The sequence below is a fragment of the Streptococcus saliviloxodontae genome (assembly GCF_016908655.1).
In the GTDB taxonomy this organism is placed as follows: Bacteria; Bacillota; Bacilli; order Lactobacillales; family Streptococcaceae; genus Streptococcus; species Streptococcus saliviloxodontae.
In genome coordinates this window covers 23,716-38,170 of record NZ_JAFBEI010000005.1, presented here as the reverse complement: position 1 = coordinate 38,170, position 14,455 = coordinate 23,716, and the positions used below count along the sequence as shown (strand labels likewise).

General features: G+C 34.3%; 19 protein-coding genes and 2 pseudogenes. 18 read left to right on the top strand and 3 right to left on the bottom strand.

The genetic code is table 11. The annotated features are described in order from the left end of the window. Positions 1-6 precede the first annotated feature (6 nt). From JOC31_RS01785 to JOC31_RS01745, 10 genes and pseudogenes are all read left to right on the top strand, one after another. On the top strand, positions 7-180 hold the full coding sequence (locus tag JOC31_RS01785) for a hypothetical protein (RefSeq protein ID WP_205016505.1): 174 nt from the start codon (positions 7-9) through the stop codon (positions 178-180). Beyond that, positions 177-974 carry a replication initiator protein A gene (locus tag JOC31_RS01780; protein WP_205016504.1) on the top strand — a complete coding sequence of 266 codons (798 nt, stop codon included), beginning with the start codon at positions 177-179 and terminating at the stop codon, positions 972-974. Before JOC31_RS01785 ends, JOC31_RS01780 begins: the two co-directional genes overlap by 4 nt. A gap of 153 nt (positions 975-1,127) precedes the next feature. After that, positions 1,128-1,436, top strand: a pseudogene (locus JOC31_RS01775) (DNA cytosine methyltransferase); the annotation flags it as partial. Positions 1,437-1,487: 51 nt separating this feature from the next. Continuing rightward, positions 1,488-1,694 (top strand): annotated as a pseudogene (locus JOC31_RS01770) (integrase core domain-containing protein); the annotation flags it as partial. A gap of 111 nt (positions 1,695-1,805) precedes the next feature. After that, positions 1,806-2,525 (top strand): helical hairpin domain-containing protein, encoded by a 720-nt coding sequence (locus JOC31_RS09825; RefSeq protein ID WP_386705366.1) that lies wholly within the window; start codon positions 1,806-1,808, stop codon positions 2,523-2,525. A gap of 57 nt (positions 2,526-2,582) precedes the next feature. Continuing rightward, positions 2,583-2,741, top strand: coding sequence for a hypothetical protein (locus tag JOC31_RS10055; RefSeq protein WP_386705364.1), 159 nt, complete (start codon positions 2,583-2,585; stop codon positions 2,739-2,741). 231 nt (positions 2,742-2,972) lie between these two features. Further along, on the top strand, positions 2,973-3,107 hold the full coding sequence (locus JOC31_RS01760) for a Blp family class II bacteriocin (protein WP_205016503.1): 135 nt from the start codon (positions 2,973-2,975) through the stop codon (positions 3,105-3,107). 1,027 nt (positions 3,108-4,134) lie between these two features. After that, on the top strand, positions 4,135-4,476 hold the full coding sequence (locus tag JOC31_RS01755; RefSeq protein ID WP_205016502.1) for a LytR/AlgR family response regulator transcription factor: 342 nt from the start codon (positions 4,135-4,137) through the stop codon (positions 4,474-4,476). Between the two features lies 1 nt (position 4,477). Next, positions 4,478-5,215 carry a response regulator transcription factor gene (locus tag JOC31_RS01750; protein ID WP_205016501.1) on the top strand — a complete coding sequence of 246 codons (738 nt, stop codon included), beginning with the start codon at positions 4,478-4,480 and terminating at the stop codon, positions 5,213-5,215. Positions 5,216-5,227: 12 nt separating this feature from the next. Beyond that, the gene (locus tag JOC31_RS01745; RefSeq protein ID WP_205016500.1) at positions 5,228-6,574 is read left to right on the top strand and encodes a sensor histidine kinase; all 1,347 of its coding nucleotides are present in this window, start codon (positions 5,228-5,230) and stop codon (positions 6,572-6,574) included. Between the two features lie 51 nt (positions 6,575-6,625). On the opposite strand, the gene JOC31_RS01740 is transcribed toward JOC31_RS01745, so the two are convergent. The 3 genes from JOC31_RS01740 to JOC31_RS01730 form a co-directional block, all read right to left on the bottom strand. Further along, positions 6,626-6,781: a ComC/BlpC family leader-containing pheromone/bacteriocin gene (locus JOC31_RS01740; RefSeq protein WP_205016499.1), complete on the bottom strand. Its 156-nt coding sequence runs from the start codon at positions 6,779-6,781 to the stop codon at positions 6,626-6,628. A gap of 97 nt (positions 6,782-6,878) precedes the next feature. Then, on the bottom strand, positions 6,879-8,240 hold the full coding sequence (locus tag JOC31_RS01735) for a bacteriocin secretion accessory protein (RefSeq protein ID WP_205016498.1): 1,362 nt from the start codon (positions 8,238-8,240) through the stop codon (positions 6,879-6,881). Between the two features lie 11 nt (positions 8,241-8,251). Then, positions 8,252-10,405, bottom strand: coding sequence for a peptide cleavage/export ABC transporter (locus tag JOC31_RS01730; protein ID WP_205016497.1), 2,154 nt, complete (start codon positions 10,403-10,405; stop codon positions 8,252-8,254). A gap of 291 nt (positions 10,406-10,696) precedes the next feature. Between JOC31_RS01730 and JOC31_RS01725 the strand changes: the two genes are divergently transcribed. The 8 genes from JOC31_RS01725 (at position 10,697) to JOC31_RS01690 (ending at position 14,194) form a co-directional block, all read left to right on the top strand. After that, positions 10,697-10,873 carry a ComC/BlpC family leader-containing pheromone/bacteriocin gene (locus tag JOC31_RS01725; protein WP_205016496.1) on the top strand — a complete coding sequence of 59 codons (177 nt, stop codon included), beginning with the start codon at positions 10,697-10,699 and terminating at the stop codon, positions 10,871-10,873. 43 nt (positions 10,874-10,916) lie between these two features. Further along, complete coding sequence (locus JOC31_RS01720) at positions 10,917-11,582, top strand: CPBP family intramembrane glutamic endopeptidase (protein WP_205016495.1); 666 nt, start codon at positions 10,917-10,919, stop codon at positions 11,580-11,582. A 21-nt stretch (positions 11,583-11,603) separates the two neighbouring features. After that, complete coding sequence (locus JOC31_RS01715; protein WP_205016494.1) at positions 11,604-11,765, top strand: ComC/BlpC family leader-containing pheromone/bacteriocin; 162 nt, start codon at positions 11,604-11,606, stop codon at positions 11,763-11,765. 192 nt (positions 11,766-11,957) lie between these two features. After that, positions 11,958-12,125 (top strand): hypothetical protein, encoded by a 168-nt coding sequence (locus JOC31_RS01710; RefSeq protein WP_205016493.1) that lies wholly within the window; start codon positions 11,958-11,960, stop codon positions 12,123-12,125. A gap of 16 nt (positions 12,126-12,141) precedes the next feature. After that, positions 12,142-12,282 carry a hypothetical protein gene (locus tag JOC31_RS01705; RefSeq protein ID WP_205016492.1) on the top strand — a complete coding sequence of 47 codons (141 nt, stop codon included), beginning with the start codon at positions 12,142-12,144 and terminating at the stop codon, positions 12,280-12,282. A gap of 28 nt (positions 12,283-12,310) precedes the next feature. Beyond that, positions 12,311-12,931 carry a CPBP family intramembrane glutamic endopeptidase gene (locus tag JOC31_RS01700; RefSeq protein ID WP_205016491.1) on the top strand — a complete coding sequence of 207 codons (621 nt, stop codon included), beginning with the start codon at positions 12,311-12,313 and terminating at the stop codon, positions 12,929-12,931. A 579-nt stretch (positions 12,932-13,510) separates the two neighbouring features. Then, positions 13,511-13,732: a Blp family class II bacteriocin gene (locus JOC31_RS01695; RefSeq protein WP_205016490.1), complete on the top strand. Its 222-nt coding sequence runs from the start codon at positions 13,511-13,513 to the stop codon at positions 13,730-13,732. A gap of 36 nt (positions 13,733-13,768) precedes the next feature. After that, positions 13,769-14,194 (top strand): immunity protein, encoded by a 426-nt coding sequence (locus tag JOC31_RS01690; RefSeq protein WP_205016489.1) that lies wholly within the window; start codon positions 13,769-13,771, stop codon positions 14,192-14,194. Positions 14,195-14,455 lie beyond the last annotated feature (261 nt).

Here is a 14,455-nt window from a genome sequence, read left to right as displayed (position 1 = left end):
AAAATTATGGAACATGACGGAATGTCATCACGACAGCTTGTGATGAATTATCTTATGACTATTATGGGTATTGAAACTATTGAGACGAGTCTGCTAGTAGCTGACTTGGAAAAGGAAGGTTTGCTTCAATTTGATGATTTTGGAAATGTTGGTTTATTAGTATTGGAGGGACAATCATGAAACGTATTACAGCTAGTCAATTTCAAACATCTGAGCGTTATTATAAGCTCCCTAAACTTTTATTTGAGAGTGATCGGTATAAGGATATGAAGTTGGAGGTTAAGGTAGCTTATGCTGTTCTAAAAGACCGTTTGGAGCTATCTCTGAGTAGAGGTTGGATTGATGAAGATGGCGCTATTTATTTAGTATATTCCAACTCCAAACTAATGGCTTTGCTAGGTTGCTCTAAGTCAAAATTGCTGACGATAAAGAAAACCTTACGAGAATATGGCTTGATTGATGAAGTTCAACAGTCTTCCAGTAAAAAAGGACGCTTGGCCAATAAGATATATTTGGGAGAGTTGGAACATGAGATACCCCCAGTCTCAAATTCAGACGGGGGAGGTGTTCAAAAAAGACTAGGGGAGTCTGAAAATCAGACGGGGCCGGTCTTAAATTCAGCCCCTAGTGAAACTGAATATAGTGAAACTAAAGGGAGTCATTCTTCTTCAGAGGAGGATGAGGAGATAAAAGCTCCTCAATCTCAAGAGAAACGAATGGCTCGTAAAGTTGAAAAAGTTAGTTCTTATGATCAGGACTACATTTGGGATCTGGTCTATGAGCGCTTGCGAAAAGACATGTCGCAATCAAATGCTGATATAGCAATGATGAGCTTTGAGGAGCGTTATAGCTATGCTCTTGAACACATGATTTATGCTAAGTCAGCTGAGAAGATTGCGGAATATGTCTTTAATGGCATTCTTGCCGAGTGGAATCAAAAGATTCGAAAGCTACATCTGAAAGGAGGTGATTGAGATGTGGTGGTTATTTCTAGCTATTATTCTAGTATCGCTGATAATCTTTTTTATTGAGTTAAAGCGTGCGCCTCAAATGGATGATCATATCTAACAAATGGTTTTACCCTAAGTGAGTAAAGCCATTTTTTCTTGCCCCAAAAGGAGGAAATAATGTATTTTATAGATTTATTTGCAGGTATTGGTGGTTTTCGGATGGGAATGGAAGCTGCTGGACATACCTGTTTAGCTTATTGTGAGATTGATAAGTTTGCGAGACAGTCTTACCAAGCCATGTACAACCTGAAAGGAGAAATGGAATACCATGACATTAAACAAATTACAGACCAAGAATTTAAACAATTCAGAGGCAAGGTGGACGTCATCTGTGGCGGATTCCCTTGTCAAGCATTTTCACTCGCCGGCAGACGATTGGGATTTGAAGATACTAGAGGAACTCTTTTCTTCGAAATTGCTCGAGCGGCCAAACAAATCAAACCACGTTTTCTCTTTCTTGAGAATGTCAAGGGCTTACTCAGTCAAGCTGGTTGTCCCTATGACAATGCCGTTGCTGAGAGTACCTATCGTTCCTTCAAACTTGAATTTATCGACCAAGAAACCTTCCAGTCCTTAGAAGAATTAGCCCTCAAAACGAAAGATTATGTCCACTGGTGGAACTACCATCGCATTCATGGTAGTCTCAACTATCAAACTCCCATGACAAAACGAGTTATCGCTTAAAAAACACTTTATAAAAATTGTTCAGAAAAGTGTTGCCTTTTCAAAGCAAGAGAACTTCACTTAGAAATCAAACCTAAACAGAAGTATGTAGACTTCGTATGGCGAGGGATAATGATTTCCAATCAAGCCCTGAGTAAGAAGGAGATGTATGATTTGGATTATTTTGAGACGTATTTTTCAGATATGAGAACAAGCGTTCCTTTATCTGAACAATGGATAAGTGATTTCTTTCTTCATCAAGATGATGAGAATGAAAATGTAACTCCCTTAGAAAATATCGCTAGTGCTTTTCAAGAATTTAAAGCAAAAAGAGATGCCGTCCATGAGTTTGAAGTTATATTGGCAGACAATCAAATAGAAAAAGTTGTTCAAGACGGTATTTTTATTAAGGTCGGTTATGGTATCGGAAAGGAAGGATTGGTCTTTATACAGAATAGGCAACTGGATATTATTGAAAAGGATAGGGAAACTCAGTATAAAATCTATCTGAGAGAGACTGCTCAATTTTTTCTTTACAACAAAGAAAAGTCGGACTTAAATCGCTTTATTCGTGGGAGAGAATTGATTCGACAACTAGGAGAAGAAAGCCAACTGATACCAAAACAAAGAAGAGCTAGTCTGGAAACAATCAAAGAGAAACTGGAAGAAGTGAATCTTTTAGTTGAGCTAAATGTCCAGGAAAAGTCCTATATCGACATCAAGGATGAACTGGTTTTAGAAATTGCGACATTGGATTTAGCCATTTCGGAAACTAATCAAAAAATCGCTACCTTAACTAAGATAGCGGAGTGTCTCGTCAATTTAGAAAGCGAAGATAGTGAGAGTAGATGATTAGCACGTTATGATTATGGTAGACTAAATCTCTCAGCAGCAATCAAACTAGACAAAGTGGAAAAAGAAATCTTAGACCATCAAAGCGACTTAGAAATGAAGATTGATGCTTATGAGCATAGTGTGAGGCGCTTGGAGAGATTTATAGCAATATTGAATGATAGAGTAAGAGATAATCAGATTCAAGAAAAGAAAGAGGAGAGAAATTTAGAATGAGGTTTAGTAGCTGTATTTATTAGTCCTGAATTGAGTCTACTATATTCTATTCTGTCAAGGTTTCAATACCAGGACGGATATATTTTAGTCTTCAACGGTAAACTTTCCCCGTTTAGGAAAGTTAAATGATTGTTCAGGAAATGGTGATAAATTTTATAAGCCGAGTGCTATACTAAGGATGTCAAGTTGCAACAGACAAACAAAGAAATAAAACATAAGGAGGTATTCATCATGAATACACAAACTATTTCACAATTTGAACTTTTGGACACTGAACTGCTTGCGACTATTGAAGGTGGTGCTTGTTCTTGGAATGGTGCTGGTGGAGCTGTTGGTTACGGAGCGACGTGCTGGTGGATTAAATAGGTGGATATTATGGTATATTTCTTAATAGGTTTTTTGACGGTATTAGGAGTAAGGATCTTTACCATCCTACGGAAGAAATAAATTGTAGGTCATTCTCTTAGGATGATGCTGGGAAAAGTCTTTAAAATATAAAAAATAGCTTAGAACTATGTTGTCAGAGACATTAATTTTAAGTTATTTTTTATATTTAAATTTTATTTAATTATTAGGCTAAAATTTTAATTTTTGCCCAGTCTCGTCCTTTTTCTATTGATAATGGAGTTTGACTTTAGGAGACAGAGGAGTTCCAGATTAAGGAGAGAAGTATTACTCATATGTCAAATCAATTGATTAATCGTATCAAGAGTTACTAAGCTAGAGAAAGAAATTGAAGAAAAATAAAAATCCATGATTAAATGGATTTTTGATAACGAATATAAGGTTGGGAGACTTTAGTCTAAGCTTTTAGTCAATCTCTTTCTATATAGACCATCTAAGTAAAAGTGAACTTGTGCTCTGATAAATGTTAATGATCTATTGTTAGTTGTGTCAATTACTCCAAATATCCGAAAATGATTTTTGAAAAGCTCTTCATAATCTATATTCTTCCCAATAATGATGATATTGGCTAGTTCCGAATGATTTCGTATCTCCTGTAAGTAGAAGCTCATCTGCTCTGATGTTAAAAACTGCGATTTTATGATAAAATACGTGGTATAACTATCGTATTTGTACGGATAATAAGAGAAAGATAGTGTAATTTTTGAGTATATCTTATGATTGATTAAGTAAATTTTAATGATAATTGCGACAAAAATACTTAGGACGGAACGAGAAATAACTTCAATCATAGTATCCTTTCTTTTTTTCTTTTTTGTAATTTAATCATATCATATACAGGGATGAAGTGATTGTTATTTCCTCAAACATCATTGAACTTTCCTAAATGGTAAAAAATTACCATTCAAGACTCTTGGATGACCATTTAAGATTTGTAGGGAACATGATGTTATTCTTATGGTATAGTTCTTTATAGGAGGACATACCTATGAACTTTATGATTATCAAAGTTAAAGATGAGACAAAAAAAGTGATGTTTTCAGACATATTATATATTACATCACATCCATATAAGCCACATTATATTCAAATCGTGACTGAAACAGAGACCTATGATTGTTTACAAAAGTTACAAGGTATCGAAGAAATGTATCCAGAAATTTTCATTAGATGTCATAGGTCTAGTCTAGTTAACCTTTCTAAAATTAAAGCTATCAACTCTCGAGAAAAGCGTATTTTTCTTGGAGAAAAAGGAGAACATTACATTACTTTTTCAAGACGTCGTTATCAAGATATACTGCATCAGTGGATTAATAAAGGAGGAATGTAGCATGAATATCTTTGTACTAGAAGATGACTTTAAGCAACAAACAAGAATCGATAAGATTATTACTAAACTTTTAGAAAAGCACAGCATAGTTCCTAAAATAGTTGAAATTTCAGGAAAACCTGATCAGCTACTTCAAGCAATAGAAGAAAAAGGTGTGCATCAGCTATTTTTTTTAGATATTGAAATTAAGGAAGAGGAATTAAAAGGCCTTCAAATCGCTAAACAAATTAGAGAAATTGACCCTTATGCTAGTATTGTTTTTGTGACGACACATTCTGAGTTTATGGCCTTATCTTTTAGATATCAGGTATCTGCATTGGATTATATCGACAAGGAACTTGAAGCTGACGAGTTTGACTCTCGGATAGAGGCAGCCGTACTTTATGCTCATAATAAGGATAGTAAAGCTGTGTCTGAGGATTCATTTTATTTCAAATCTAAATATACCCAAGTACAATATCCATTCAATGAAGTGTACTATATTGAGACGTCCCCTAGACCTCATCGTGTTATCCTTTATACAAAAACAGACCGAAGGGAGTTTACAGCTAGTTTGTCAGATATTTTGAAACAAGATAAGCGACTCTTTCAATGTCATCGTTCATTTGTAATTAATCCTAGAAATGTTGTTAAAGTGGATAAGCATGAAAAACAGGTATTCTTTCCTAATGGTTCCACCTGTTTTATTTCAAGGCAAAAGCTAGAATCAACTTTAAATATTATTGATAGATTACATTGATTAGGGGCGGCTATGTCAGTTATAAATTATCTTATTGAAACGGTCGTTTCGTTGGGAACACTACTTGTTCTCTTTTTTACTATCAATCGGATAAGTTATTCGTTTCGCTCAATCTTTTTGGTCATTCTTCTTAGGGTACCAATTGCGGCCTTGTTTGCAACCTTGAATCAATTATTTTCAGATGAATTTATTACTTATTTTGATGAACCTTTATATGCCTTACTATTAGCTGTAGTGTTTTTACGACCTCTTCCGAAAACCTTATTATTTTTCTATGGATTGTTTCCTTTTGTTTTAAATAATCTATTCTATCGAATATTTATGTATTTTATTTTACCTTTATTGGGGCAGGCACCAGGCATTATAAAGAATACATCAACTTTTGTTATCGTGAATCTATTTTCACTACTGGCTGTTCTTATCTTTTTAAAATGGTTAAGGTATGACTTTGTCAAGTTAAGGACTGATATTCTAGTAGATGAAGATAAACGAATCCTTTATCTCGCCAACTGGGAAATGGTTATTTATTACTTTTTAATGGGAATATTAGCTTATATGGAGTATGAAAAAGGGCTACCAAGCATGTCTTTTAGGCAATTTATCCTGGTGGTGTACCTCGTTATATTCATGGGAATGATCAAACAACTTGATTTTCATCTGCGAAAGAAATTACAAGAAGAGCTTGATTTTCAACAAGCGTTGCAACTAAGGAATTTGGAAATGTATAGCAATCAGGTTGAGGAGCTCTATCGTGAAGTTAAAGGTTTTAGGCATGATTATGCGAACTTATTAACAACATTACGATTAGCTATCGAAGACAATGATATTGAACAAATAAAAGACATTTATCAGTCTGTGCTAAAGGATTCTCATAAACAATTACGATCCAGTAAATATGATATTGGACGTTTAGTTAATGTTGATAATGCTGCGTTGAAAAGTCTTCTGGCTTCAAAGTTTCTCCAAGCCAATGATAACAATATATCAGTCAGCTTGGAAGTACCAGAAGTCATTAAACCTAAAGGAATGGAGTTGGTAGATTTTATCACAATAGTTTCTATATTGTGTGATAATGCCATCGAAGCCGCTATAAATGCAGATGCAACCTCAAAGGTAACAATTGCTTTTTTGACTGTCAAGAATAAGCAGATGTTTATTATCGAAAATACAACTAGGGAAGAAAGTATTGACCTTTCAAATGTTTATGCCTTTGGTCAAAGTTCAAAAGGTAATAACAGGGGAATTGGCTTGTATAATGTTATGAAAATTTTAGAACGCTATCCTCATGCATCGCTTAACACAAGTAGTCAAACCTATTTATTTACTCAATCTTTAGAAATTGAACTATCATCTAAATAGACAAAAATTTTGGACCGAGAGATTAGTTCCCTCGGTCCAAAATTTTTGATGTTATCCTATTTTATGTCTATTACTGCTATCTGCGAATTTTTTTGTTTGAGGAAAAATTTTATTCAAATCGCTCCACCAATCTCCACCAGAAATACGGTGAAGTTCGGAAGAAGTTAGTTCCGTGAAGCCTGTGAGTGTTTTAATTTTTTTGGTCATGTGAGACCCCCCTTTATATAATGTTTAGTTTATTATACATAAAATAAGCCAATTTTTCGGTTCAAATCTCTAAAAGTCATTTAATTTTCCTAAATGGTTAATTATAGTTGGATAATAACTTATCTTTATAATAATCAAAGTAAGTTTTCTTGGCAACGACACTAGTTACTCGTCCTTGAAGACCGTACTGAATAATGTCACTATGATTATCGGATAATTGAGCTAATGCAGTGATTTTAAAAAGATTTCCTTGCTCTGTCTTTGTTGCTGTTCTATCAATAGAATGGATCTTTCCAATGATTGTAACACTTTGATTTCCGATTTTTTCTAGTTTAAGACGTGTTAGCTGCTTTTCTTTAAGTACAGGGACATATTCAGAAGTCACATAGTAGGTGATAAGTACCTCTTTTGTCTCCTGAATATTGGGGTAAATTTGAGCGATTTCATTACCATTTGGAATCAGAGTTTTTCCTTCAAACTCACTATTTAAGTGAATAATTCCTGTTTCTGGGGCTGTAATAGTATTGTGTTCATAGTTGACATTTGCTTGCTCAAGTTGAGCTGTCAGTTCAGTAATTTGTGTTTCAACAGTAGTCAGTTGTTGTGATGCTGTTTGTAGAAACTGTGTTCGTAAGGCTTCTACCTTAGTTCCTAAACTATTGTCATATGCCGCAATACTTCCTGTTCCTGCTAGTTGGATATTGAGGCTGGAGATAGAGGATTCTAGATTTGTGATACTCTGATTGATTTGAGAAAGATATTGTTCAGCTAATCCAGACTGAGATTCTTGTTGGGATTGAGCTAAGTAGTTATTCAAGGTAGCTTGGTGTGGATTACCAGGAGATAGACTCGAACTTTTATTAGTAATAGCTTGACTAAGTTCTTTGTACTCTGCAATTTGTTGGTTGATATTATTGATTTGTACTTTAATAGCTGAAGCGGTATTCTCTGCTAAAGTTTCTTGATTATTAACCTCAGTATTAGTTTTAGAGATACCTAACTCAATATCTTTAGATTGGCTAACAAAGTTGTTAAAGGTATTGATATAACCAAACTCATCTTCTCCAGTAAAAAGATTTGTTCCTTGGGAAAGGCTTTCTTTCAATGTTTCTAGCCCATTTTTTTGCCTCCCTAAAGTTGCTAATTGGGTTTCAAGAGCCTGTTTTTGGGAACTCTCCATGGTTTCAGCATATTTGATAATGAGTTCATCTTTTTTGACTAATTGGTTATTGGAAAGATTATTGACTGTTATTGTATTATTGCTGGTTGATTGGATTGATGCAATAACTTTGGTTGGTGTAATCTCACCTCTAGATGTGACGGTAACTTCTTTTTTGGCAAGTAGTGAGAAGATTAGCAGGAAACTTAGTAATAGGACTAATGGGACAATCAAGAGTGTAGCGAAATTGTGGTAGCGACGCTGGTAAAATTCTGAACTTTTAAAGAGATTTGGGTTCATGATAAGCCTCCTTATTTGCTAAATAGATGATGGTAGAAACCTTGTTTGGCCATCAACTCCTGATGAGAACCAGTCTCGATAACTTTACCTTGGTCAAGGACAATGACCTGATTGGTTCGTTCAGAAATACTGAGACGATGGGCGACAAAGATGATAGTCTTATCAGTCATAGTCATTAAATTATCAATAACCTTTTTCTCGGTTAAAACATCAAGACCGCTAGTAGCCTCATCAAGAATAAGAACAGGAGCTGTCGTCAGTAATGCTCTAGCCAAAGCAATTCGTTGTTTTTGACCACCAGATAATCCTGCTCCATCTGATAGTTCTGTTTGGTATCCCATAGGCATTTGTTCGATGTCTTGGCGAATTTCTGCCATTTCACAAGCTCTGATAATATCTTCTTGGCTAATCATTTGATTAGCTCCCAAGGTCAAGTTTTCTAAGATTGAACCATTAAAGATATAAGCCTGTTGGGGAAGGTAGTTGATGTGTTGTCGAAGAGTCTTTTTATCAATCATTTTGAGGTCATTATTATTAATAGTGATCCGTCCCTTGTAAGGTTCAAAGAAGTTGACAATCATTTTAGCTAAAGTTGTTTTTCCTGAGCCACTAATCCCTACTAGGCTGACTTTATCACCTTGTTTGATTGTTAGATTGATGTCAGATAAGGTATCACGACCAAAGCCGTACTTATAGGAAAGGTCTTCAAAGCGAATATCACCAGCTAGAAATTGCGAATCAGTTAAAGACTGATTATTATTGAATTCAGATTCAACCAAGTAAACTTCATTCAGACGATTATTGGCTACCTTAGCAGACTGGAGTTTGGTTTGCAGATTGATGATATTTTCCAAAGGATTGGTAAAGTAAGATAAGAGAGTGTTAAATGTAATCAATTGACCAACTGAAATTTTACCTGTCATCACTAATTGAGCACCAAACCACAAGATAGCAATATTTAAAATGAGCTGAGCACCTTGTTTAAGTGCTCCTTGCAGGATAGAGTATTTACTGAGTTTGAAGGATTTATCCAAATAATCCACGAACTCGCTATCAATTTTTTGATAGCGAGTTTCTTCGCTGGTTAGGGATTTGATAGTTTCTATACCGTTGATATCTTCTATAATTGCAGAGCTGACCATGGAATTACTCTGCATGACATCATTATTCATCCTCTCAAACGGTTTCATAAAAGCTAAAATAATGATAGTATAAATGGGAACTGAAATCAGCGAGAGAAGAAAGAGGTTGGTATTTTGTACCAAAAGCACACTACCAACAATGGTCAATATAGAGACATCAAGAAAAATTGATAGAATCGTCGAAGCTAGAGCATCAATAATTGAATTAGCATCTGTAAAACGAGAGATAACCTCACCAGTCCGTCGTGTTGCAAAGAAAGACATAGGTAGTTCAAAGATGTGGCGAATATAGGAGAGAATCACATCAATACTTAAACGTTGACTGAGAACTGTCAAGAGGTAATCTCGTGAAAAACTCATTATCTGTTGGAAAATATAGGTGATAATCAGACCGATAGAAATAATACCTAAGGTTGACTTCATCTGATTAGGGATATATTCATCCAAAATCCCTTGAAGATAGTAAGAACCACCTATATTAATCAGAGTCACCAAAAGACTTGATAGGACGATGTAAAAGATAAGTGAGCGTTGCCTGAAAATTAAGGGGAGAAAGCCCATTAAACCATTCTTTTTATCCTTCTGGGGCTTGTAGCTAGGCTCTGGAGCAAGAAAGATGGTTACACCTGTCCACTCAGAAGTAAACCTTTCCTTAGTCATCTTTGTTACTTTTACTGTAGGATCAGGATCTCCAATGATAAGATGGTCTTTTTTATTTTGATAGACAACATAGTAGTGTTGGAGTTTACCTTCCTTATTAACGTGAACGATAAAGGGATAAGATATGTCCTCCATTTCAAAGAGGCTCATATCAGCCTGAATAGCTCTGGTTTCAAAGCTTATCTCTTTAGCTGCCTTGACAATACCAAGGGCGGTTGTGCCTTCTTTATTTGTTTTAGCTAATTCTCGTAAATGAGCTAGGGAATAGTCAGAACCATAAAATTTAGCAATTGATGCTAGGGCAGCCACCCCACAGTCTCTAGCATCTATTTGAGGAACAAAGGTTCGTTTGTAAGATGTCATTTGTCAAATCCTTTCTTGTTGTTTACAAGATTATTATGACAAAAATCAAGAGAAAAAGATGATCAAATCTCAAATGGTCATCGAAACGTCCTGAATGGTAAAGGCATCTTGGATTGTTAACACCTGAACGGTCACTTAAATATCTCAAACGGAATTATTTTTTTCCATTTAGGAAAGTTAAATGACTGTTCAAGAGATGGGAAAAATATCTTTTGAGGAAGTGCTATACTAAACTCGTCAAGGTTGCAACCCGACAAAATAAAAGATTATATCATACAGGAGGTTTTCGCCATGAATAAAAGAACAATGAAACAATTCAATACACTTAACTCTGATGTCCTTGCTACTATACAAGGTGGCGGAGGAGGATCACTTCTTCCACTATTACCAAGTTACGAGCAACTCATGTCAAGTATTTGTGGTCTTGCAGATGGTTTGAAAGGAAGAAAGCATAAAGGAAGTTGTTAGAGAGGATGTAGACGTATAGGTTAAAAAATAGATTGAGGGGAAAATGAGATTTTTAAAACTATGTGGTTTAACAATGGTAGCAATCTTATTAAGTTTAGTGATACAAATTCCAACTTATCTGGGAATCACCCTTTTTGATGAGAATAGTGTCCTTAAAATATCTGTTGGGTTAGTAGCCTTCTTGATGATATTCTCAGGTTTATTATTTATTAGAGTGAAGAACTTTCCCAACCTTCCAGTAAATAAAAATGTAACTGTCAGAATTATTTTCGGTTGGACGATAATAATCTTCTTGCTGATTATTGGAATAAAATTGATGTTACAGTTTTTTGGAATCCATTTAACTTCTGCTAACAATGATGATTTAATACAGCAAATACATTCTCCCAATGTCTGGTTTATGCTGCTGAATCTTCATCTTCTAGGTCCAATTCTTGAAGAGATTGTTTTCAGAGGGATTCTCTTAGAAGGACTAATTAGACTCTATCCGAATAAAAAATACATTGCTATTTTCCTCTCGTCTTTTCTTTTTGCATTTGCTCATACCTATACACTATCACTAATACTGTTAGATTATTTTATCTTCGGAATGTTATACAGTACCTTGTATTATAAATCCAGACATTTACAAAATAGTGTGTTAGCTCATATTTCAACTAATTCACTAATTACTGTACTATCTATAATAGCAGGACTACTGTTAAAATAATTTGAATAATGGAGAAAAACAATGAAAACTAAGCAATTTAAAACTTTAGAGACATCTGATTTGCAATATATCACTGGTGGTGACAATGAGTCATACGATTTTTGGTTTAGAATTGGAAGTAATACTCGTAAAGGAGTCATTGCAGTAGGTAAAGCTGTCTGTAGATTTGCTCCTTTTTGCTAAAAAATATGAACGACCTTTAGAAACAAGAAAAGAAGATTGGTTTATTCAATTCAATTGACTTGCTTACTTTCTTACTTAAGGTAGAAGTTTTCCTAATTCGCAATTTTGAATGGTATCATACTGTTAGTGAGCTAGACCTTTATGGTTACAATCTGACAAAATTAAATCTATATTACAAAGGAGGTATTCGCTTTGAATACAAAAACAAACAATATATTCAACGTATTGAGTCTAGATGTTCTTGCCAATATTACTGGTGGAAAATCGAAAGACTATTGTACAGGACAGGTTTTTGGAAGAATTTTTACAAAAAAAGCTCTAGGTCAAATAATTGTTCCAACTGATCTCATTTGTCGTTAGAGAGGAGTGACTAATTATGAAATATGATAAATTTAACGAAATTTCGGAATATCATCTTGAAAAAATTAATGGCGGTTTTGATCCTTTCAAAGGTTTGAAAGATATGTGGAATGGATTTGTAGATGGTGCTAGAAGTGTTATCTTAAAAGGAAAGTAAAAATAGTGTTTTAGGAGGAGCTCAGAATATGGGAGAGGTTACTGGTTTTAAAAATCATTATATTTATACCATCACCATCTTGATGTTATATGTCTTTGGAGTGGGATTTATCAGAAGTGAACTTTTGTTTTATTTTTCAGTTATGCTTATAGGCTGTATGACGCTTTTATTGTTGTACGGTCAGGGGCATAGGAAAATATTTCGATTAGATACAATTCATAGAAAAACAATATTAGCTATTTGTTTAGGATTTGTTGCTCTGACCCTTTGGTCAATTATTGTGAACCATCTCTTTCCAGTACCTGAAAATGAAAAACTTTTAGATACTTATAGTGGCACAGGAATAGAGCTGTATCTCTTTTATATTTATGGGATTTTCATAGGTCCAATTAGCGAAGAGCTTGTTTTTCGAGCTCTAATTATAAAAAATTTGGAGCGGTTTAGCAGTATAGGTTTGGACCTTCTGGTATCAGCTGTATTTTTCTCCCTAGCTCATACAGTTCTTCAGGGCTTCAATTTATCTGACTTTATTGTTTATTTTGGATTTGGTCTGATTTACAGTATTCTATTTAAACGTTCAAAAACACTTTATCCTGCCCTATTCTTACATATTATTTGGAATGCTTGGCTTTTCTGGGTTTCTAGTTAGCATTATTTATAAATTATCATTAAACCGCAATATCTGTTATTTTTTAGATATTGTAGTTTTTTCATTTAGTAACAAAATATTAATATAAATGAGCTAGGAAATGATTAGAACCGTAAAAACTAGAAATAGAAGCAAAAGAGACCACTTCACAGTCCCTACAATCGATTTAAGAAATGAAGACTTATTTGATTGTCAACTGTTTGAGCATATTTAAGCGACTTTCTTTATAGTATATTGGTAATAGAAGATAGGGAAGCCACTTGAAATCCATGGTATTAATCTGAGGATCAAAGGGTTAGTAATCAAATCTTTTTTATGTGTGACAAGACTATGCTTACAAAAATCAAAAATTTAAAATAATTATTGGAAAAATCATAAATGATATAAGACATTTCTGCTTACTCTAATATAAAGACCTGAACTGTAAATTTAATATCTCAAGCGGAAAAATTTTCCATTTAGGAAAGTTAAATGACTGTCCAGGAATTGGGAAAAATATCTATCAAGGAAGTGCTATACTAAACTCGTCAAGGTTGCAACCCGACAAGATAAAAATAATATTTTTAGAAGGTATTACTTATGAACACAAAAACATTTGAGAAATTTGAACTTTTAGATTACGTACAACTTTCAGCTGTTGAGGGTGGAGGCTGGTTTAGTTGTGGTGGTAGTATTGCCTTAGGTGCTGCTGAAGGCTATATGGCTACTGCTGGTGGAACAATCTTTTTAGGTCCTTATGCATTAGGAACAGGTGCTGTTGGGGCAGTTATTGGTGGTATTGGAGGAGCATTTACTTGCTAGGTGGTCACCACTTTTCAAGGAAAAGGAGGTGTAACTATGAAAAAACACCATTTTTCAAAGTTAGATAAGTTATTACTTATCAGATATTTGGGTCAGTTACCAATTATAGGTATACTTATCACATTCTTATCGCGGGAATTTTTTAGCCTTCCCTTATTAACCAAAGTGATTATGCTACTCATTTTAGTAGCTAATATGGGAACTACTATTTACTTTACCAAAGAAATTAAGTTAGAACAGACAAAAGAACAAACTCATTTTCACGCGAAGGCTACGCAGATTACTTTCATCATGTTTGCCTTAATTTTTGGTTTTATTGGTTTGTATAAAGGTGTAACTGCGGTAGAAATATATCAACAAGTTATAGGGTATGTAGGTGCTTTTATATGTCTTGTTATCTCAGGATTATTGGTTTGGGGTTTAAAGTTTATTAAAGACTATGGTGTATCAAAAAATACATAACATACTTAAAATTTTATGGTTCATATTGGCAGTGCTTGTTTTGCATCTACTAATCCAAATTACAGCGGCGTCATCATTATCCAACTTAGGCGCAAATACATTTGCCATCAATTTTATCAGAATATTACTCATAATGACTGCCACACCGATAGTGAAGCTATACTTTAAAGTCATTAGCTGGTGTTCTCAAAAACTGTAATGTTTGAAAGAATCAAGCCTTTAACATTAGCAAAAGAAGACTTAAAATCAGACTGAAGACAA

What these genes read in the sequence shown, in the direction of transcription:
- JOC31_RS01725 (WP_205016496.1), top strand. Translation starts at nt 10,697, where the DNA reads ATGAATAAAAGAACAATGAAACAATTCAATACACTTAACTCTGATGTC.
- JOC31_RS01730 (WP_205016497.1), bottom strand. Translation starts at nt 10,405, where the DNA reads ATGACATCTTACAAACGAACCTTTGTTCCTCAAATAGATGCTAGAGAC.
- JOC31_RS01740 (WP_205016499.1), bottom strand. Translation starts at nt 6,781, where the DNA reads ATGACCAAAAAAATTAAAACACTCACAGGCTTCACGGAACTAACTTCT.
- JOC31_RS01755 (WP_205016502.1), top strand. Translation starts at nt 4,135, where the DNA reads ATGAACTTTATGATTATCAAAGTTAAAGATGAGACAAAAAAAGTGATG.
- JOC31_RS01750 (WP_205016501.1), top strand. Translation starts at nt 4,478, where the DNA reads ATGAATATCTTTGTACTAGAAGATGACTTTAAGCAACAAACAAGAATC.
- JOC31_RS09825 (WP_386705366.1), top strand. Translation starts at nt 1,806, where the DNA reads ATGATTTCCAATCAAGCCCTGAGTAAGAAGGAGATGTATGATTTGGAT.
- JOC31_RS01785 (WP_205016505.1), top strand. Translation starts at nt 7, where the DNA reads ATGGAACATGACGGAATGTCATCACGACAGCTTGTGATGAATTATCTT.
- JOC31_RS01735 (WP_205016498.1), bottom strand. Translation starts at nt 8,240, where the DNA reads ATGAACCCAAATCTCTTTAAAAGTTCAGAATTTTACCAGCGTCGCTAC.
- JOC31_RS01720 (WP_205016495.1), top strand. Translation starts at nt 10,917, where the DNA reads ATGAGATTTTTAAAACTATGTGGTTTAACAATGGTAGCAATCTTATTA.
- JOC31_RS01705 (WP_205016492.1), top strand. Translation starts at nt 12,142, where the DNA reads ATGAAATATGATAAATTTAACGAAATTTCGGAATATCATCTTGAAAAA.
- JOC31_RS01695 (WP_205016490.1), top strand. Translation starts at nt 13,511, where the DNA reads ATGAACACAAAAACATTTGAGAAATTTGAACTTTTAGATTACGTACAA.
- JOC31_RS01780 (WP_205016504.1), top strand. Translation starts at nt 177, where the DNA reads ATGAAACGTATTACAGCTAGTCAATTTCAAACATCTGAGCGTTATTAT.
- JOC31_RS01690 (WP_205016489.1), top strand. Translation starts at nt 13,769, where the DNA reads ATGAAAAAACACCATTTTTCAAAGTTAGATAAGTTATTACTTATCAGA.
- JOC31_RS01715 (WP_205016494.1), top strand. Translation starts at nt 11,604, where the DNA reads ATGAAAACTAAGCAATTTAAAACTTTAGAGACATCTGATTTGCAATAT.
- JOC31_RS01700 (WP_205016491.1), top strand. Translation starts at nt 12,311, where the DNA reads ATGGGAGAGGTTACTGGTTTTAAAAATCATTATATTTATACCATCACC.
- JOC31_RS01760 (WP_205016503.1), top strand. Translation starts at nt 2,973, where the DNA reads ATGAATACACAAACTATTTCACAATTTGAACTTTTGGACACTGAACTG.
- JOC31_RS01745 (WP_205016500.1), top strand. Translation starts at nt 5,228, where the DNA reads ATGTCAGTTATAAATTATCTTATTGAAACGGTCGTTTCGTTGGGAACA.